Here is a 19,085-nt window from a genome sequence, read left to right as displayed (position 1 = left end):
CCGGAGCCGTCCGTCGTGCGTACCGCTGTCGAGGGTGCTGTGCGGGCCGCCGTACGGAGGGCCTCGTCGGGTGTGTCGCCGCAGGGCAGTCCGTCCGTACCGCGGCGCAGGACCTCGCCCGTACCGCCGCAGGGAGGTTCGCCCGTTCCGCCGCAGATCACCGTGACCATCGGCCGGGTGGAGGTCAGGCCGCCGCCGCTCCCCGCGCTGCCCGCACCGCCGCCTGCGGCTCCGTCGGGGCCGAGGCCGGAGCCGGGGGCCGAGCCGCTGTCGCTGGGCGACTACCTCGACCGGCCGACATAGGCATGGGAGAGGTGGGGCGATGAGCAATCCGCTGGCGGTCGCGATGGTCACCGCCGTGCTCGGCCGGGTGCTGGCCGAGGCCCTCGTCGGTGCGCCGCCCGGCGGAGCGGCCGGGGCAGGGGTGAGCACGCTCCGGCCCGACATGCTCGCCGCCGCCGAGGCCGACGGCAAGGCGCGCGGCATCAACGTCTTCCTCTACCAGGTGGTTCCCAACGGGAGTTGGGGCAGCGTCGACCTGCCGACCCGGCGGGCGGACGGCACCCTGCTGACCCGCCCCCAGCAGGCCCTCGACCTGCACTACCTGCTCACCTTCTGCGGTGACGAGAGCACCCTTGAGCCCCAGCGGGCACTGGGCGTGGCGGTCAGCACGCTGGCCGCGCGGCCCCTGCTGAGCCGGGAGCTGGTCCGGGACACGATCCGGCACGCGATCGAGCGGGACCCGGCGAGCTGGGAGCAGTTCTCGGACCTGGCCGACCAGATCGACATCGTGCGGCTCACGCTGATGCCGCTGAGCCTGGAGGAGCTGTCCAAGCTGTGGTCGACGTTCCACCAGGCGGCGTACCGGCTGTCGGTGGGCTATCGGGCGACCGTCGTCCTGCTGGACAGTGCCGACACCCCGCAGCCTGCGCTTCCGGTGCTCAGTCGCGGAATCGACGTGTTCCCGAACAGCGTGCCGCTGATCACCCGGGTGACGGCCGACTCGGCGCCGACCGCTCCCGTACGGGCGGGCACGCTGCTGCGGATCGAAGGGCAGCGGTTGCGCGGTCCGCTGCGGACGCTGGTCCGGGTGGGGGGAGTGGAGGCCGAAGTTCCCGACGGCCGGGCCACGGGAACCCGGCTCACCGTGCCGCTGCCCGCCGGGGTCAGGGCGGGCGTACAGGGCGTGCAGGTGCTCCAGCCGCGCACGGCGGGCGACCCGCCACAGGAGCGGGGCGGCGCTGAATCCAATGTGTCGCCGGTGACGGTCCGCCCGACGGTCGCCGGCGAGGTCACGACGGCACCCGGTGACGAAGAACCCGACAGGGTACGGGTCTTCACCGTCCCGCTGGACCCGCCCGCCGGCCCGCGCCAGCGCGTCGTCCTGCTCCTCAACGAGCACCGTCCGCCGGGCGGCCGTACCGCCCGCGCCTACACCTTCCTCGCCCCGCCGCCCGGCGCAGAGGGTGCACCCGACCGGCCGTCGGTCGCCGTGCCGACCACCGGCGTCGAGCCCGGAACGTACCTCGTCAGGGTCCAGGTGGACGGCGCGGAGAGCGTCCTGACCACCGGCGACGACGGACGCTACGACCTGCCGAGGGTGACGGTGACGGCGCCGTGACGGAACCCTCGCAGCCCGTGGACTGGGTGACGGCCAATCAGAACCACCTCGCCGCCGCACTGGAGCTGCTGCGCGCCCGGCTGACCGAGGACCCTGTCGAAGACCGCACCGAAACCGCCCCGGCCTTCCTGCACGCCATGGCGGACCCGCCCGCTCTGGAGGTGATCGCGAAGGCGTTCGGGCTCTCCGACTTCGAGCGCGACACCCTGCTGGCCTGCGCAGGGGTCGAGCTGGACACGGAGGTCGCGCGAGCGTGCGCGAGCGCGCAGGGCGATCCTTCGCGTACGTACGTCACCTTCTCCCTGGCCCTGGCGAAGCTGCCGGGGCCGCACTGGAGCGCGGTCACCCCGACGGCACCGCTGCGCCACTGGCACCTCGTCGAGCCCGCCCGCCCCGAGGTGCCGATGACGAGCCCGCTGCGCATCGACGAGCGGGTGCTGCACGCGCTGACCGGCATCGGCCACCTCGACCCGCGGATCCAGCCGCTGGCCGAACCGCCGCCGGAACCACGCCCGTTGCCCCCTGCCCTGGAGGGGGCGGCGGACCGGCTCGCGGTGCACTGGTCGGCGGCCGCGGGCGGCGTACACCTCCACGGCCGCCGCCCCGCGGACCTGCGCGCGGTCGCCGTGTCCGCCTGTACGGCGCTGGGCCTGCGACCCGTCTGCCTGCGGGCAGGAGACCTCCCCGCCGCCCCCGCAGAACAGGACCTGCTGGCCCGCCTCTGCGAACGGGAGACCGCACTGGACGGCCGTGCCTGGCTGCTCGCCGTGGACGACACCGACCCCGCGCCCGAAGGCGGCCGGCACGCGCTCGACCTGGCGGTACGCATCGCCGCGCCGGTCGTCGTCCTCACCCGGGAGCCGCTCCCCGGGGCGGCCGGCCGGACCCGCCTGACCTCGTTGGACGTCCCCGCGCCCCGCCCCGCGGAAGCCCGTACGGCATGGCGGGCAGCACTGGGTGGCGTGCCGGCAGACGCCGACGACGTTCCGGCCGCCGCGCAGCACCTCGACGGCTGGCTCGGCCGGATCGCCGGACAGTTCGACCTGGACCTGGCCGCCATCGACGCCGCACTGCACGAGGTCCGCCAGGACCTGGGCGGTGCCGACGCAGGACCCCGGCTCTGGGACGCCTGCCGTCGGCTGGCCCGCCTTGCCCGCCGGGACCTGGACGACCTGACCCACCGGATCGAACCCCGGGCGCGCTGGGACGACCTGGTCCTCCCCGCCCCGCAGTCGCAGACCCTCCGGGAGATCGCCCTGCACGTCCGCCACCGGTTCACCGTGTGCGACGACTGGGGCTTCGCCGCGCGCGGCGGGCGGGGCCTCGGGGCGGCCGCGCTGTTCGCAGGGCCGAGCGGTACGGGCAAGACGCTGGCCGCCGAAGTCCTCGCAGGCGCACTGGAGTTGGACCTGTACCGGATTGACCTGAGCCGGGTGGTGAGCAAGTACATCGGCGAGACCGAGAAGAACCTGCGCCGCGTCTTCGACGCGGGGGAGGCGGGCGGTGCGGTCCTCCTCTTCGACGAGGCGGACGCGCTGTTCGGCCGACGCAGTGAGGTCAAGGACAGCCACGACCGGTACGCCAACATCGAGGTGAGCTACCTCCTGCAACGCATGGAGAACTACCGGGGCCTCGCCGTCCTCACCACCAACCAGAAGAGCGCACTCGACTCGGCCTTCCTGCGCAGGCTGCGCTTCGTGGTGCAGTTCCCGTTCCCGGACGCGGCGGGGCGCGCGGAGATCTGGCGCCACGCCTTCCCCGCCGAAACCCCCACCGACAGCCTGGACTTCGTACGGCTGTCCCGGCTGGCGGTCGCGGGCGGCACGATCCACAACATCGCCCTGTCGGCGGCCTTCCTGGCGGCGGACGCGGGAGAGCCGGTGGGGATGGCGCACCTGCTGCGGGCGGCCCGCAGCGAATACACCAAGCTGGAGCAGCCGTTGACGGACAGGGAGGTGGCGGGGTGGACGAAGTGATCCGGATCGATGAACTGCTGTGGGAGGACGGTCACTTGTCGGGGCTCGACCTGCCCGGCTCCGACCCGGTCGCGGACACGCCGGGCCTGGTCGACGCTCTGCGTACGGAGATCCTCGCGGCGCTGGCGGGGCACCCCGCCGTTGCGGCCCGTCTCGGCGGAGCCCCGGGTGGTGCGGGAGCGGCATCGGCTCAGGGGCCGTCCGGCGCCTCATAGGTCGAGGTGGCGAAGAAGGCCGGGTCGCTCTCCGGCCGGATGAAGGGTTCCGTCGCCGAACGGTCGAGGCTGCCGTGGTGGAGGTAGGCGACCACGCGTACTGCCACGGCCCGCCGCAGTGTGGTGCCGTCGGTGCGGTGTGTCTCGTCGACCCGCCACGAGTAGCGCTCCGGGTTTCCCAACTGGGAGCGCAGCTTGCCGAGCAGTTGCTCGTCGTCGGAGTGCTCCTCGACGTACTGCCGCGTGTCCGGCTGTCGCTTCCCGTCGGGTCCTGCCGCGGTTCCCGTGACGGTGACGGTGAAGTGCAGTACGCCGTCCGCGAGTTCGCGTTGGACGGACACCGCGTTCGCCCGGAACCGCCCTTCCCGGAACGGCGCCCGGTAGAGCTGTTGGGCCTCTTCGGGACTTGCCGGATCGCGTACCACCTCGGAGTAGGCGAGGCGGAACACCCGTTGCCCCTGCTGACCCCGCAGCCCGTCCTTGCCGGCCTGCGCCTCCGACCTGCGGTCCCGGGCCGCGAGCCGGGCGGTCAGGTCCGCCCGCCGGGCGTCGGGGAGATGCCCGTACAGGGCGTCCACCTGCGGGCGCAGTTCCGCCGTGGTGAAGAGCCGGTGCCCCGGCCGCTGGAACATGGGGCCGCTGAAGCTCTCGTGCACGGCCGGGGAGCCTTTCGGATCCTTGGCGCCGCCGCGCCGTTGGCGGAAGGAGTAGACCTGCTCGTGGGTCGGTGCGGTCACCGTCCCGGCGCCGCCGAACGCTTCGTCGACGAGTTCGACCATGGCTTGCGTACGGCCCAGGTCGCAGCCCTTGATGCTGATGGAGGTCCGGGAGTCGACGACACCCCGCACATCGGCCAGCGGCTGCTGTCCGCCGGCCGGGTGCAGTGCGGCCCGCAGTTCGGCCGCGGAGGTGCGCCCGTCGCTGTCACCCGGGTTCAACGCGAACGACAGGGTGCCGTCCTCGTTCGCATGGCTGACGATGACCAGGTTTCCGATCGGCTCCTTCACGTTGACCGCGACCCAGGACAGGAGGTCGGCCAGGGTGCGCAGGTCGGTGACGAAGGTGGCTGTCGGCCTGCGGGCCCGGTAGAAGTGTTCGGCCGCCGTGTAGAACTGTTCCGGGGTCCGGTTCCGTGCGGTCGGCGCCCGGTCCTTGCCCATGATGAACACGAAGTCCCGCCGTGGGGTTGCCGGTTCGGGTTGCGCCGGGCGTTCCGCCTCCAGGTCTTCCTGAGCGCGTGAGTCGGGTCCGGCGTCCGCCGTCACCGCGACCCTGGCGAAGGAATGCGCGGGGGACGCCGGGGTGGCGGTCGCCGCGTCCGGTCCGGCGGGCGGCACCTGGCCCGGGACCGGTCCTTCGGCGTCGTGCCCGGGGCGTACGGCTGGCTCCGGGCGCGGTTCCGCCGCGTCACGCCTCGTACTCACAGGCCGATCGCCTCCGTGAATCCACCCAGGCCCTGGACCGGGGCCGCGGACCTCTCGTCCGTCAGTACCCCGTCCAACTCCTCGCCTGCGTCCCGACGTTCTCGTACGGTGACGGCGGGCTCGGCCGTCACGATCAGTTCCACTTCCGTGTTCAGCCCGCCGAGGGACTCCCCGAGCACTGTCGCCGCCTCCACGTACCGCTCGTCCACCACCAGCACCAACCGCCGCTCCGGCCTCCCCCGGAACGCCCGGTCCGCCGCCCGTAGCGCGGCATCCGGATCGGGCTCCGGTGCCTCAGGAGAGAGCGGCACCCCGGCCGGGAGGCTCGCCAGGAGTTCCGTACGGCGGAGGGACAGGGTCAGCGCGTCCCGGGCGGACTTCAGCCGGAGCAGGCCCGACCGGGTCGGGAGGACGACCGGGGAAGGAAGCTCGCGGACCAGCCAGAACCACATCGTGAAGTCCGCGCCCGTGACGTCGTCGATGCTCGGAAGCTCCATGTCGGTGCGGTTGCCCGGTCCTGGCAGGCCGAGGGTGAGGCCGTTCACCACGCGGCGGTCGGCGGCCCGGGAGTCGGCGATCGCGCGGCCCGTCAGGGTCAGGTGGCACAGCACCCGGTCGAGCGGATCGAACCGGCCCAGGGCCGGGAAGAGGCGCTCCATCAGGAAGAGCGAGGTCGGCCCGTTCGGTTCCCAGAGCACCGCCGCGCCCTCCGCCTGGGCGGTGACCTGCCCGGCGAGCGTGAGCGGCATCGTGCCGATCAGCTCGTCGCCCCAGAGGTCCACGTCGGACCGGGAGAAGGGGAAGGGGAGGTCGAGGGTGACGGTGAGGACGGGTTTGCCCGTCAGCATGTCGGCGAGTGCCGGGCCGTCGAGGCCCACCAGGATGCCGTCCTGCAAGTGCTGGGGGAGGAGGGAGATGTCGTTGGAGATCCGCTTCCAGAGTCGGCGGTCGCGGATGAAGACGTCTTTGACGTGCAGTCCTGGCCGGTGGTTCGGCTCGGAGCGCAGGTTGGCGGTGAAAGCGAGGAGGGTGGGCGGGACGCTCGGGGCCTCCGCGTCCGGGGCCAGCTCCGCCGTCAGGGTCTGGACGGGGTCGGTGGGGCCCAGCAGCCAGAAGCAGCGGGCCACCCCGTCCTGATCGGTGCCCAGGTCCACCGTCCGTGGTCCGCCCACGAGGGTGTCCGGCCGGTCGCCCACCGCACCCGAGTCGACCCGGAAGGTCACGGCGGCCCCCTCCACCGGCCCGCAGTCCCCGCGTACCAGCACCTCGACCGGCAGCGGCAGGGCCGTGTCCGGGCGGCCGTCCTGGCCGTCCCCGCCGAGCGCGACCAGCGAACGTACCCTCGCCAGCCGGTCGATGGCCTCCTGCACGGTGTGCGTTCCGCGGAGCGCCGGGCAGGAACCCGGTTCGTACGCCACCTGGGCGGCGATGCTGAGACCGGCCGAGAAGAGGACGGGCGCCGCCGCCACGTCCGTACCGGCGGGGTCGATCAGGCGGGCGGTCACCCGCTGGCTGGGCCGTGCCGGGTCCGGGGCGGGCAGCCAGAAGCAGCGGGCGATGCCGTCCCCGTCGGTCTCCGAGATCAACTCGGAGAAGTGCGTCCTGGCAAGATCGGCTGCGCTACGGGCCAGTCGGCCGTCGGCGTCCGCCGCCACGAAGCGGACCCGGGCGCCCTCCACCGGCCGGGTGCCGTTGCAGACCGAGACCGCCAGGGGCTGCGGCAGCGGATCGCCCGGCATCGCCTCCTGACCGTCCCCGCCCGCGTACTCGACGTCCGTCAGCCCGGTGAGCGGCGGGAAGAGACGGCGGCAGTCCGCCACCCCGGTCCACTTCCCGTCGGCGGCCAGGTCCAGCAGGGCGACGGCCGCGTACAGGTGCTCCACCCCTGCCCGGGGACGGAACAGCGGGTCGCCGCCGCCCGTCCTGGGCCACTCCACGTCCCCGGCGAGAGAGAGGTCCGACCGCTCTGCGCGCAGGTCGGCGGTGCGGGCCGGGATCAGCCAGTGGTCCCCGGTGCGGTGGACACCGTCCTTCTCGAACTGGATCTCCACCCCGTCCTCGTCGTTGAGCGCGGCCCAGCCCTCCTCGACGGCGGTCGCCCCCTCGCCGTCCCAGCGGCGCACCACCGCGGCACCCCCCGCACCGCCGACGCCGACGGGCGGCCCGCCGCGCCACTCGGCCACCGGCAGCCGGGTGCCCGTCACCTCGCCGAGCCTGCCGAGGAAGCCGGGCTCGCCCCGGCGGACCCGCCCGGCGTCGGTGACCTCCACCCAGTCGTCCTTGGCGAAGCCGAGCCGTTCGTCGCGCGGCGGGGCTTCGAGGGTGAGGGCGTCGTTCTCGACCTTCAGCAGGCGGGCCGCCACCGATCCGTTGTCCCGGGACCAGACGTACGTGGGGCCGCCGGGGGAGCCGCTGGGGTCGAGGATCTCGACCCGGTAGAGCTGGTTCTCCAGCCGCCGGTAGCCGGTGCCGGCCGGGATCACACAGGGAAGGGGTGCCTCCGCCGGTGCCTTGGCGCGGGCCCGCAGCCGCCCGGTGGACGTGGTTCCGGGCGGCTCCCACGGCGGTGCCACGTCCGGGCAGGTCGCCCCGTCCGCCACCCGGGACAGCCGCAGCTGCCAGACGGTGCGCGCCCGGGTCGCCGTGTCCGGGCCGCCCAGCGCCACCTCCCGCAGCGCGGGCCGCTCCAGGGCGGTGACGTGCTCGCACCACACGTCCAGGTAGGCGGCGTAGCGCCCGGCGTCCTTCGGCAATGGCACGCCGGGCAGATCGGGTTGGACGGCCAGCGGGACGACGTCCTCGTTCTCGCACAGCACGCCGCCGACGTAGTACCGCCCGGCCGAGATCCGCAGGTCCATCGGGGCGGTGCCGGAGGGCCGGGCTCCGCCCGCGTCGGTGACGGCCATGCCCGCGCCGGGCAGCGGGCCGCCGTGCGCGCCGATGGTGTCATCGGCGGTCTGCTGCGCCAAGTGCGCCCAGATGTCGGCCTGTTCGTTCCAGTCCGCGTCGAGCTGCACCCGGCCCTGCTGGAGCAGGACGGCACGGTAGTGGTCGCGGCGGTCGAACGTCCGCCGGGTGAAGTCGCCCTTCATCCTTGTGCACCTCACGTCACGAATAGGGTCGCGAATCGCGTCACGAATCACGTCACGAATCACGTCACGAAGAAGACACCCGCTTCGAGGCCGAAGCGCAGGTAGTGCTCCAGCTGCGAGGCCAGGTTGGCCAGCCGCCGGTGTTCGTGCAGGAAGTGGTACGCGCCCATCTCGCCCTCGTCGTCCGCGCCGCCGGAGATCTCGGCGGGACAGCCGGTGGCGAGCCTGCCGAAGCCAGGGTCGGTGGTCCTTACCGACGTGAACCGGGGGGACACCGGGGGCCCCGCCGCCCCCTCGGACGGCTGGCACCGGTACCTGCGCGGCGCGCGCGACCCGGGCGGCAGGTAGCTGAACCGCACGCACCCCTGCTGCCGCCGCTCCACCTCGACGCGGCCCCACAGGATCGCGTTGCTCGCGGCCAGGCTCCGTACCGTGGTGGTGCCCAGCAGCGTGCACTCCTCGATCTCGGCGTGCGCCTCGGGCGCGGACACGGCGGGGGCGGCGGCGTCCCCGTCCGCGTGCAGCAGACAGTCCGTCAGGCCGAGCCCGGGGACGCGGTCGAGCAGCACCCGGGTGCAGACGGTGCGCAGCAGGCGGACGGTGAGGTGGGGGTTGTCGGTGGCCCGCACCAGGCCGTTGTCGCTCCCCGATGCCTCCCGGCCCGCGAGCACCGTGCAGTGCGCAAGTACGAGTTCCGCGAGGTCGCCGGATTCGGCGTGCACGCTGCCCTCGACCGACAGGCCGTCCAGGACGAACGCGCTGTCGCCCGCGGCCACGCCCGCCCCGCCCGTCACCCCGATCGCCCCGACCAGGTGCGGGCGCAGCCCGTCGGCCACGTACGTACCGTCGTCCCTGACCCGCACCCCGGGATGCTCAGGGTCCTCGCGGTCCGGCCACGACGCGGCGACCAGCAGCAGCCGGGTGCCGGGCGCGATCACCACCTGGAGGTTCTCGTGGTACGTGGCGCTGTCCAGCACGGCGATCACGCCGAAGTCCCCGGGGCGGGGGCCGGGGCGGGAGTTCCACGCGTCGACCGCCTCGCCGAGCGTACGGACGATCCTGCCGGGGCCGGGGCCGGGGCCGGGGCCTGGGCCTGGGCCGAGGTCCGCGTCCCGGTCGACACCGCACTGCCAGTTCACCCGGGCGGGCGGCCCGAGCCCCGCCTGGACGAGGGCCCCCGCCAGGGTCTCCCGCCGGTCGAAGGGGCCCGCGCCGATGTCGCCGGGGAAGCCGTACGCGAAGTCCGCCCGGATCCGGTCCGGTTGGATCCCGTCGGGAAGGGTCAGTCGGCCGAGTACCGGGTCGATGGCGACCGTTGGGGGTGCGCCGGGAACAGCGGCCGGTCGGTGCCAGTCGGTGAGGTCGCAGCACAGCAGGCGCGCCGGGTCCACCGGTCCCTGTTCGCCGGGCAGTCGCACCCGCAGCGCGGGCTCCGGCTCGGCGAGGAACACCGGCGGGCGGCCCGCGGACCGCAGCGCGGCCAGCTCCTCGTGCAGCGCGCGCCGTCGCAGTGGGGCGGGCACGTCGGCCTCCTCGGCCAGGTGCGTGATCTCGGTCTCGGTGTGCGGCCGGTGGAACAGCGCCAGGTCCCGGCCGGCCGGATCGAACGTCCAGCGTCCCAGCGCCGCGTCGACGGGCCTGGCGTCCACCTCGGTCAGGGCGTACGCGGTCGGCAGCCACAGGTGCAGCCCGAGGTGGAAGATGTTGTGCCGGCCGCGCCGCACGTCGATGTGGCGCACATCGGCCGAGTGGGCGACCGTGTCGAACGGCGAGTCAAGCAGTTCGAGTCGTCCGGCGTCCCGCAGATCGGGGGTGCGGACGTTCAACGGCCTCACATGGTCGAGGTGTTGGGCCGTACCGAGCAGGGTGAAGTACTCGACCACCCTGGCGGGCCGGCCGGTCATGTCCCTGGCGAGCTGCTCCAGCACCGCCGCGGTGCCCTTGCGCCGCCGGTAGGCGATCGTGTGGGCGACCACCGCCCGGTCGGTGGCGACGTCCTGTCCCGGCACGGGGGCGAGGCCCGTCACGCCGAGCAGGTCGCCCAGGTAGGGCACCACCCACTCGTCGCAGGTCTCGATGAACCAGTTGTCGTAAAGCCCGTCGACGTCCTCGCGCAGTCGGCTCAGCTCCGCCTCCACCACGTCCAGCAACGACCGCAGTGGCCACCCCTGTTGGGCGTCCCTGATCCGCAGCGCGGCGGGCAACAGCGCGTAGGCGGTCCGCTCCGTCGGCTGCCCCGCGCCCGGCGTCACGGCGCCATCTCCGTCACCGCGACGCGGTCGAGCAGCAGCAGTGCGGCCGGGACGACCACGCCCCCGGGCCCACGGTGCGCGTCGTGCGCCACCAGCACCTCGTGCACGGCTTCCGCATCGGTGGACAGGTGGAGCGCCGTCAGTCGGCACGCGATGACGCCCGGCACCCCCTGCACCGCGGTGATCACCTCGGATGCGGTCACCGGCTGTGCGAAGGCACGCCGCTCGAAGGCGTACGCCTGCCGCAGCGCACCGGTCACCGCCGTGTGCACGTCGTCCTTCCGGTACGCCGGTTCGGCCAGCACCGCGACGCCCACCCGGAACGTCGGCCGCAGGCAGTCGGCGACCACCACGGCACGGGTCCGGTCGCGGACCCCGTCGACCACCGCCCGCAGATTGCCGAGGGTCACCTCGTCGACGGCCCCGCCGCCCGGGGCGACGACGCTCACGTGCACGAAGAAGTCCGTTCCGCCCCACAGCGCGGTGGCGCGCGCCACCGCGATGCCGCCGAAGGCCCGCGCGAAGTCCTCGTGGTCGCGCAGCGACACGATCCGGTCCAGGGTCAGTACGGTGAGCGGCGCGTGCGCGCGGGCGTCGGCCAGCACCTCGGGTGCGGTGCCGCCGGCGGCGGGCAGGGGATTGGCCACCTCCCTTATGCCCAGGGGGCGTTGGGGCAGCAGTGACAGCGCGTGTGCGGGTACGTTGCCCTGCGGGCCGATGCCGAAGCGGTAGGTGGCCCGGACGTTCTCCTGCCCGGTCGGCAGCCGGGCGCCGCGGCGGCCGTCGCCGGAGACCACCGTCGCCCGGGTGTCGTCGTCGGTGCGCACCACGTACGCCGGGTCGTGCGGGCCGAGCGGGAACAGCGAGCCGCTCGGTGTGCGGGCCACCCCGTCCACCCGTACGACGAGGGTGTCGCGCACCCCGCTGGGCGTGCGCGCAGGCACGTGGGTGAGCGGCGCGTGCCGCAGGGTGAACCGCTGGAACGGCACGGCGCCGTCGCCGCTGCCGAGCACCTCGTCGGCGACCGTCTCGCCGTGGGTGGCGGCGACCACGTTGCCCAGGACCGTCACCGAATCCCGCAGCAGCGGGCGGCTCAGCGGGGCGGTGAGCACGAGTGCGGTACCACCGTCCCGCGCGGTGACCGAGTCGACGAAGGCCACCTCGGTCACCGGCTCCTCCTCGGCGGTCCGGCCGGTGACTACGACGGGTGATCCGGTCGGCCACGGCGGACCGGTCGCCAACAGCGGGTCGGGAAGGGCGAGTTCGGGTCCCTGGACGGTTCCTCCGAGGGGTTCGTCGGACAGGGTCAGCTGCTCGCTCCCGGCGTACACGGCGGTGGCCCGCAGCCCGAAGCCGGACAGGTGCTCCCCGGTGTCCAGCAGGATCCGGGTGGTACGACCGGTGATGCCGAAGCCCTGCCCGGCGGACGGTTCGGCGCTCTTCGCCCGGTACAGCTCGGTGTGGCCCGGCAGGTTCAGGACCAGCCACGAGCCGGGGCCGATCCCCGGCTGGTCGCCGTCGAGGTCGATCACCGGGGGCGCGTCGGGGCCCGGCAGCGAGAAGCCGGGCCACTCCGTGACGCCGTCGTGGTCCTTGCCCGCGTACCGGGCCCGGATGGTGTCGGGCATGGTCCGCCAGTCGGGCGCCTGGTGGCCGAAGAGCGCGGCCCGCAGCCGGAAGGCGTACACCGTCACGCCGCGCTCGGCGGGCCGTGCCGGAACGTCGTGGTCGAAGCCGAGCGCGACGTCCCAGCCGACCCGGGTGACCGGGGCATCGCCCGGCGCGCGGGCGGGCCGCACCTCGACGGTGCGCAGCACCCGGAAGTCCCACTGCTCGCTGTCCGGGGACTCCCGGCGTTCGTCGCCGACGACGAGGAGGGCGTCGCCCGGCCGCAGCCCCGTGCCGTCCCCCGCCAGGTACAGCTGCCTGATGCCGCGCACGAGTCGCTGGGGCCGCCCCAGGCGCAGGGTCGGCGCGTTGCGCCCGGCCACGGCGAGGAGGTCGGTGCTCGTCTCGAAGGTCTGCGGCAGCTCGTCCCGGCCCGGCACGCTGCGCACCCGGGTACCCGCCGGGACGGGCGCGGTGGGCGGGACGCCGGGCGCCGACTCGACGGTGAAGGCGAGATGGGTCGAAGCGGCCACCCCGGGGTGCAGCTCGTAGCCGATGGCGCGGGCCAGTTCGAGCACCGAGCGGCGCTCGGTTGCGGTCCGCAGGAAGCCCTCGTTCGCGATCCGCTCCTGGTAGAACGTCACCACGTCGGCGACCGTCGCCCAGGCGTCGAGGAGCGCCGCCGCCGGGTCGTCGGTCCCGCGCACGGTCAGTGCGGGCAGCTCGGTGGCGAGCGCGGCGAGCATCCGGCGCAGCACCGTGCCGTGGGTGCCGCTGCGGTACGCGAGCGCAGGGGCGCCCGGCGGATTGGCGACGGCTGTGCGCACCGACGGGACCGTGCGACTCCCCTCGCCGCAACCGCAGTTGTCGTCCAGGCCTCCTGCCATGTCCCACGGTGCGGTCACCGTCACATCCCTCCCGCCAGTACGAAGTCGATCCGGCCGTTCTCGGGCTCGCCCGGGTCGCTGTCGCAGCGGGCGACCTCCAGCCGTCCCATCGGGATCCGCCCGGCCGCCAGCTCGCCCGCGTCCGGCATGCCCCAGCGCCGGAACCGGTTCGGTCCGCCCACGGACGCGCCGGTCTCCACCCGGGCGACGCCGTCGACGGCCGTCGCCGCGGCCACCACCCGGCTCAGGTACACCGGCTGCGCGAAGGTGAAGTGGTCGGGGTGGAAGAAGCCGCGCCGCCCGTCGGGCAGGTCGTGGGCCGCGAACGCCTCGTGCAGCGAGCGTCCGACGTGCGCCCGCAGGGAGCCGGGCGCCACGCACACCGTCAGCACGATGTCCAGCGGCACGAACAGCGGCGCGCCGATCTCCAGGTCGTACCCGGCCGTCCGGAAGCGCTCCAGGAACCCGGCGAGCTCCGCCCGGAACGCGGCGTCCACCGCGGCGCCGCGCCGCCGGTCGACGGTGAGGAACTCCGTGTACCAGGAGCCCGTCCAGCGCCGGGTCGCGGCCGCCCGCTGCACCTGTGGATGCCGCTCGCACACCGCCGCCCAGTCGGCGTCGGTGACCGCCCGCTCCTGCACCCGGAACGCCTGCGGAGCCCACTGCCGCACCTGCTCCACGGGTTCCGGGCCGATGCCGCCCGCGGCAGGCACCGGGTTGCGCACCGTGACCCCGGCCAGCGGCACCAGGAGCCGGGTCAGCACGTCCCGCCCGGCGTTGCCCGCCGGGCCCGCGCCGGTCCGGTACGTCGCCGTGAACCGGCTGCCCGCCGTCGGCCGCCGCCCCCGCACGCCGTCGCCGAACCGCAGCTGCGCACGCCCGTCGTCCTCGGTCTCCACCACGAACTCCCGGGCGAACCGGTCGCTGCCGAGCAGATCGCGCCGTACGGTCCACCGCTCGCGGCCGTCCTCCAGCGAGACGACGGCCGGGACGGCCGCGCCCGGGTCGAGCAGCAGCGCGGCGGCGGCCGGGCGCGACCGCGCGACCGGGTCGGCGTAGGGCACCGCGTGCAGCAGCCCCGGACTCCCGAGCACCGGGCGGTAGCGCCCCTGCGGGGGGACATCCGCCGGGACGAGCGGCTCCCGCTCCACCAGCCCGCCGTGCTCCGCGAGCGCGACGTTGCCGTGCGCCACCGCCGATCCGACGAGGCCGTCGTCCGGGTCGCCCCGCTCGCCGTCCCCGGGCGCGTACCGCCCCAGCCACAGTGGGAACGGCAGCGCGTCGCCGTCCGCCCACCGCACCTCGACGACCTTTGCACCGGTCAGTGGATCGGTCGCGTCGAGGGGAGCGGCGGCCAGCCGGACCGCCCACCGGTGCGTCGGGTCGGCGTCCACTGCCGTGCCCCCGAGGCCCCGTACCTCCTCCAGCAGCAGTACGTCCCCGGCGGTCAGACCGAGACCGGCGGCGGTGCCGCGCAGCGTCGCCCGGGTCGCCCCGCGCGGCAGGCAGCACCCGACGTCGCCCCACGTGTAGAGGCCGATGCGGTTGCGGGCCGCCCGCAGCGTCACGGGGGAGAGGGTGTGGAACACCAACGAGCCGTCGGTGGTGGCCACTTCACACCCGGACCGCACCACAAGGCCCTCGTTGTCCGGGGGTTCGACCTCCAGTACCAGCCAGGTCCTGGCCGCGACCCCGTCGTGCATCGGAAAGTCCAGCAGCTTCGCGTGCCGCCGCACCGAGACCCGGCGGCGGGCGGTGCCCAGGTACGCCTCGGCGGCGACGGCGTCCTGCGCGTACGCGAGATGGTCACCGAGGTAGGCGAACAGCTCGACCAGGGTCACCCCGAGGTCGGCGGCGTGCCGCCCGGTCCACTGCGGGGCGACCAGCGACAGCCGGTCGAGCAGCAGCCCGCGCAGTCCGGCGTAGTCCCGGCTGAGGTAGTCGAGCGGCGGCTCGGCCACCCGCTCGGGCGGGCACCCGGAACCGGCCCGGCAGTCGAAGTCGCCGGGGCAGTCCACCTTGAAGGTGAAGGGCGCCTGCGCCAGCCGCGGATCGAAGCCGTGCGCCGCCGGGTCCACGACCGCGAACCGGTAGGTGGAGAAGTCGCCCGTCGAGCCCGTCCTGACCACCAGCATCCGGTCGGGATCCGGCAGTGCCCCGAACACCTTCCGGTCCTGCTCGCCGATCAACTCCACTCCACCGGACGGCGGTTCGGCCAGCCGCCGGGCACTGAACGCCCACTCCACCCGGACCGGGTTGACCGCGGGGTCCGCCCGTACCCCGCCGAACACCCGCACCTGGCTGCCCGTCAATTCATCGGGCAGCTCCCGCAGACAGCGCACCAGCAGCGTCCGCTGCGGCGGCACGCCGGGCGGGTGGCCGCCGTCGACCTCCAGGAAGTCGATCCCGTTGAGACTGCCGTCGGCCCGCACCGCCTCCCGCCGCCGCTCACCGTCCCGGCAGAGGTACGGGCCCGGAGGGACGGGGCGCGGGTCCACGGTCACACCGGCCGGGTGAAGACGACGGTACGGGGCTGCGCGGCGCGCCGCGGCCGGTAGCGCACGGTCACACGCAGGGTGGCGTCCTCACCGGTCACCTCGACGGCGTGCACCTCCACCAGCTCCGCCAGCCACTGCTGGAGCGCGCCCTGCACCACGAACTCGGTGGCGGTGGCGAGTTCACCGCCGCCCGGCTCGAAGACCAGCCCGAGCACGCCGCTGCCGAAGGAGGGCCGGTTGACCCGTTCCCCGGGCGAGGTGAAGAGCACCTGCTCGACCAGGTCGCGCACGTACGCGTCCTCGTCGTCGGTGGTGGCGCAGGCGCCCCGGGAGTCGATCCGGAACGGGAGGTCGAGGTGCACGTCACACCCCCTTCGCCCGGGTCTGGCAGGAGACCACCGTCAGCGGAGTCCCGGTCGGCGTGCAGGTCGCCCGGCTGTCCCGGAGCAGCACAGGCGTGCCTCCGGCCTTGACCCGGGTGGCCGTGACGGTCCACTGCGCGCTGACGCAGGGCCCGTTGCCGTTCGGCGGGAGGAAGGGGCAGCCCGTCACGGTGTAACCCGCCTGCGCGGTGACCACCGGCCGGCCGCCGACCTTGACCCGGGGGAACGGCGAGGCGGGCACGGCCTGACCGCCGTGCGTACACAGCACCGACGCCCCGGGGTGGAGCAGGAACCCGGGCATCACGTCACCTCCAGGGCACCGTTGTTGAGCGACACCGAGGCATTGCTCAGCACGATCTTGGCGGAACCGTTGGACAGCTCGATGCCGGACGGGGTGAGCGCGATCTTCAGCGGTGCGGAGACCGCGGGCGGGGCCACCTCGACGGTGAGCCCGCCGCCGTTCGACACATCGCTGAGGGTGAGCGTGACGCCCGCCGTCCGGAACACCTTCACCTCGGGCACGGCGGGCGAGACGGGCACCTCGCCAGGACCCCAGAAGCAGCCGCTCCAGATCAGCGAGTCCGGGTCGCCCGCCTCGCACTCCACCCAGACGTGCGCACCCACCGGCGGCAGGGCGAAGAGGCCGACCCCGTTGCCCGCGTACGGCGTACAGGGCAACGCCCAGTTCTTGCTCCTGTCCAGGTGCAGACCCGGGCAGGAGACCTGGAGCCGGCCGAGACCCCAGATGTCCTTGTTGTCGTCCACCGTGCCCCGGTACTTGCCGAAGAACCTTTTCGGTTCCGTCACGTCGGCACCACCGTCACCGTGGCGCCGACCCCGTCCCGGGTCAGCGTGAAGGACTGGACGTAACTCTCCCTGGTGATCAGATGGGTGACCTCCCGGACGTAGTACAGGCCGTCGTGCAGCCACCCCGCGCCGCGCAGCCCGACCAGCCGCCTGGCGGCGAGCAGATGCCCGTAGCGCAGGGTGTCGAGGCTGCCGGTGGCCGTGACCGAGTCGCCGGACGCGTCGGCGTCGCCCTGGGCCCTGGCCAGCGCCCCTGCCGTGCTCGTACCGCCGTCGCGCAGCAGCGTGGTCCGCAGGTTCCCCGCGTGGGCCTGCCAGTCAGGTGCGGCGGACAGCGGCGGGCGGAGCGATCCCGTGCTGCGCACCGGGACCGCCCGGCCGGTCGTCCGGTCCTGGACGGTGCCGACGACCCGGGTGGGCGTCGTGGCGTTGTTGCGGAAGGTCAGCGACGTCACGTTGGTCTGTGCCCCCATGTCCACCGACAGGGCGGGCTGCGGCAGGCCGGCCCGCACCGGGGGACCCCAGTACGCGGTGTTCGTCAGCGGTGCGGGCCCCGGGGTGACGTAGAAGACGTAGCCGAACCGGGCGGCCGTCCCGGTCAGGTGGTCCAGGTCGGTGCCGCGCTGGAGCGGCACCCGCTCGACGGGCAGCGGCACGTCGAGCACGGGCGGCGGCACGACCACCGGAACCATGCCGTAGCGCGCGTACGAAAGGATCAGCTTCTGGGCGACGACCGGCTCCGACTGCGCCGGGTGCTCCACGCACTTCTCCTCCAGCCGCATCATCACGCTGACGTCCTCACCGGTGACGGTGAGCCTGGTGCTGCCCGGGGTGGTGCCGGGGGTCAGCTCGCGGTGCGTGACGATGCCGTCAAGGAGGACCGAGGGGCGCCCGTCGAAGGTGATCAGCAGGACCACCCGGTGAAAGGGCTTCAGCAGGGGCAGCGACAGCAGCGGGAAGTCCATCGCGCCGGCCCGGCCCGCCCGCCCGGCCGCGAAGCCGAGCTGGAACCCCGACCGCGCCGAGTCCGACGTGCTCACCTCGACCCGCTCCAGGTTCTCCAGCAGCAGCGGAGGCGCAGGCAGCGGGACGGTCGGACCGGTCAGCACGGTCAGCCTGGTGGTGGACACGGCACACATCCCTCCCCTCTTCTTCGGAGCCCGGAGCCCGGAGCCCGGAGCCTGGAACTCGGCCCTCAGCCCTGCGGCACGTGCGGAACGGGGACGCGCAGCACCTCACCGATCCTGTCCCCGGCGGTCAACTCGTCAGGATGGACACACGGGTTGGCGTCGCAGATCAGCCAGAACCCGGTCGGGTCGCCGAAGTGCCGCGCGGCGATCGTGTCCAGCCGGTCGCCACCGGACACGACGTGTTCGGCCTGCGTGGCCAGTGCGCCGGGCTGCGGCGGGAACCTGCGGCGCAGGAAGCGCACCGTGCGCCGCCCGCCCTCCCCGTCCGGCACCGTCGCGGTGCCCACGTCGAGACCCGCGTACCTGCTGAAGGACTCCAGCACCTCACACCCCCCGCGTCAGTGACCCGGTGACGCCCGTCCCCGCCGTGGCGACCGCGGACGCGCTGCCGATCGACGCCAGGACCTCCTTGGAGACCTGGTGGGCGAGGAACACGTAGTAGCCGGGGTCGGTGACCGACAGATCGTTGTACGACAGCACGCGCAGCCCGAGTGCCACCTGCGCCCGCGTCGGGTTGAGCTCCGGGTCGTATGCCTGCTCGGTGACGGAGAACCGGACGAGCCGCACCGGCACCACCCGCCTGACCCCCCAGACCAGCAGCGTCAGCGGTGCCTCGGGCGGGATCAGCTCGATCGTCCCCAGGAACGCCAGGGCGGTGTTCGCCACGACATGGGCGCTGCGCGGGTAGAGCAGCATCTCCAGCGCGGACAGCTGCGGGTGGACGCCGAGCGCGGCGGCGAGCGGATCACCGGCGGCCAGCCGGTCGGTGGCGTCGATCTCCACGGACAGGTTGATCTCCTCGACCGGCGCCCCGGACAGCCGCAGCGCCTCGCTGCGGGCACCTCCTCCGCCGCCACCGGCCGCCTGCGCCGACAGGGTCCTGGTCATCTCGTCCGGGTTGTACTGGAAGACGACGAGGGAGGCGAGCGGATTCAGCGGCTCCACACCGACCAGGGCACCGCGTGCGGCCCGGGGCGACCCGGGAAACCCGCTCACCGGATCGCTCGCTCGTGGCGCCCCGGCCCCGGCCTCCGAGGCACCGGCCTCCGACAGATTCGCATGACGAAATCCTGGCCCGCGCCCGTCACCGGGACGTCACGGCCCCGTCACTCCGGCAGGGCGAGCCCCTCCG

15 protein-coding genes are annotated in these 19,085 nt (G+C 74.1%); 4 read left to right on the top strand and 11 right to left on the bottom strand.

Features of this window, described 5'->3' with window-relative positions; genetic code table 11:
- Nucleotides 1-15 precede the first annotated feature (15 nt).
- From ACH4SP_RS00145 to ACH4SP_RS00130, 4 genes are read left to right on the top strand one after another with little or no spacing between them, the layout of a single operon-like run.
- The gene (locus ACH4SP_RS00145) at nucleotides 16-303 is read left to right on the top strand and encodes a hypothetical protein (protein WP_398407895.1); all 288 of its coding nucleotides are present in this window, start codon (nucleotides 16-18) and stop codon (nucleotides 301-303) included.
- A gap of 19 nt (nucleotides 304-322) precedes the next feature.
- Complete coding sequence (locus ACH4SP_RS00140) at nucleotides 323-1,621, top strand: DUF4255 domain-containing protein (protein ID WP_398407894.1); 1,299 nt, start codon at nucleotides 323-325, stop codon at nucleotides 1,619-1,621.
- Nucleotides 1,618-3,597: an ATP-binding protein gene (locus ACH4SP_RS00135; RefSeq protein WP_398407893.1), complete on the top strand. Its 1,980-nt coding sequence runs from the start codon at nucleotides 1,618-1,620 to the stop codon at nucleotides 3,595-3,597. The genes ACH4SP_RS00140 and ACH4SP_RS00135 overlap by 4 nt, the downstream gene beginning before the upstream one ends.
- A complete protein-coding gene (locus ACH4SP_RS00130; protein WP_398407892.1) occupies nucleotides 3,585-3,812 on the top strand; it encodes a hypothetical protein in 228 nt (75 codons plus the stop codon). Before ACH4SP_RS00135 ends, ACH4SP_RS00130 begins: the two co-directional genes overlap by 13 nt.
- Here the strand turns inward: ACH4SP_RS00130 and ACH4SP_RS00125 are convergent.
- The 11 genes from ACH4SP_RS00125 to ACH4SP_RS00075 form a co-directional block, all read right to left on the bottom strand.
- Complete coding sequence (locus ACH4SP_RS00125; protein WP_398407891.1) at nucleotides 3,788-5,236, bottom strand: hypothetical protein; 1,449 nt, start codon at nucleotides 5,234-5,236, stop codon at nucleotides 3,788-3,790. The two genes, ACH4SP_RS00130 and ACH4SP_RS00125, sit on opposite strands and share 25 nt — an antisense overlap.
- The gene (locus tag ACH4SP_RS00120) at nucleotides 5,233-8,328 is read right to left on the bottom strand and encodes a DUF6519 domain-containing protein (RefSeq protein WP_398407890.1); all 3,096 of its coding nucleotides are present in this window, start codon (nucleotides 8,326-8,328) and stop codon (nucleotides 5,233-5,235) included. The genes ACH4SP_RS00125 and ACH4SP_RS00120 overlap by 4 nt, the downstream gene beginning before the upstream one ends.
- A 59-nt stretch (nucleotides 8,329-8,387) precedes the next feature.
- The gene (locus tag ACH4SP_RS00115; RefSeq protein ID WP_398407889.1) at nucleotides 8,388-10,580 is read right to left on the bottom strand and encodes a phage tail protein; all 2,193 of its coding nucleotides are present in this window, start codon (nucleotides 10,578-10,580) and stop codon (nucleotides 8,388-8,390) included.
- Entirely contained in the window at nucleotides 10,577-13,093 is a 2,517-nt protein-coding gene (locus ACH4SP_RS00110; protein WP_398407888.1) for a putative baseplate assembly protein, read from the bottom strand. The genes ACH4SP_RS00115 and ACH4SP_RS00110 overlap by 4 nt, the downstream gene beginning before the upstream one ends.
- Nucleotides 13,094-13,095: 2 nt before the next feature.
- Nucleotides 13,096-15,579, bottom strand: a complete 2,484-nt coding sequence (locus tag ACH4SP_RS00105) for a hypothetical protein (protein ID WP_398407887.1) — start codon at nucleotides 15,577-15,579, stop codon at nucleotides 13,096-13,098.
- Nucleotides 15,576-15,935: a GPW/gp25 family protein gene (locus ACH4SP_RS00100; protein ID WP_398407886.1), complete on the bottom strand. Its 360-nt coding sequence runs from the start codon at nucleotides 15,933-15,935 to the stop codon at nucleotides 15,576-15,578. The genes ACH4SP_RS00105 and ACH4SP_RS00100 overlap by 4 nt, the downstream gene beginning before the upstream one ends.
- Nucleotide 15,936: 1 nt before the next feature.
- Complete coding sequence (locus ACH4SP_RS00095) at nucleotides 15,937-16,257, bottom strand: hypothetical protein (RefSeq protein ID WP_398407885.1); 321 nt, start codon at nucleotides 16,255-16,257, stop codon at nucleotides 15,937-15,939.
- A complete protein-coding gene (locus ACH4SP_RS00090) occupies nucleotides 16,257-16,763 on the bottom strand; it encodes a phage baseplate assembly protein V (protein WP_398407884.1) in 507 nt (168 codons plus the stop codon). Before ACH4SP_RS00090 ends, ACH4SP_RS00095 begins: the two co-directional genes overlap by 1 nt.
- Nucleotides 16,760-17,893, bottom strand: coding sequence for a hypothetical protein (locus ACH4SP_RS00085; RefSeq protein ID WP_398407883.1), 1,134 nt, complete (start codon nucleotides 17,891-17,893; stop codon nucleotides 16,760-16,762). The genes ACH4SP_RS00090 and ACH4SP_RS00085 overlap by 4 nt, the downstream gene beginning before the upstream one ends.
- 65 nt (nucleotides 17,894-17,958) lie before the next feature.
- Nucleotides 17,959-18,276 (bottom strand): LysM domain-containing protein, encoded by a 318-nt coding sequence (locus tag ACH4SP_RS00080; protein WP_398407882.1) that lies wholly within the window; start codon nucleotides 18,274-18,276, stop codon nucleotides 17,959-17,961.
- A 1-nt stretch (nucleotide 18,277) separates the two neighbouring features.
- The gene (locus ACH4SP_RS00075; RefSeq protein ID WP_398407881.1) at nucleotides 18,278-18,949 is read right to left on the bottom strand and encodes a hypothetical protein; all 672 of its coding nucleotides are present in this window, start codon (nucleotides 18,947-18,949) and stop codon (nucleotides 18,278-18,280) included.
- Nucleotides 18,950-19,085: the final 136 nt, after the last annotated feature.

The sequence above is a fragment of the Streptomyces sp. NPDC021093 genome, from assembly GCF_044333135.1.
Taxonomy (GTDB): domain Bacteria; phylum Actinomycetota; class Actinomycetes; order Streptomycetales; family Streptomycetaceae; genus Streptomyces.
Note: the sequence above shows the minus strand (reverse complement) of the source record. Positions and strands in the feature narration are given on the sequence as shown.

What these genes read in the sequence shown, in the direction of transcription:
- ACH4SP_RS00140 (WP_398407894.1), top strand. Translation starts at nt 323, where the DNA reads ATGAGCAATCCGCTGGCGGTCGCGATGGTCACCGCCGTGCTCGGCCGG.
- ACH4SP_RS00120 (WP_398407890.1), bottom strand. Translation starts at nt 8,328, where the DNA reads ATGAAGGGCGACTTCACCCGGCGGACGTTCGACCGCCGCGACCACTAC.
- ACH4SP_RS00095 (WP_398407885.1), bottom strand. Translation starts at nt 16,257, where the DNA reads ATGCCCGGGTTCCTGCTCCACCCCGGGGCGTCGGTGCTGTGTACGCAC.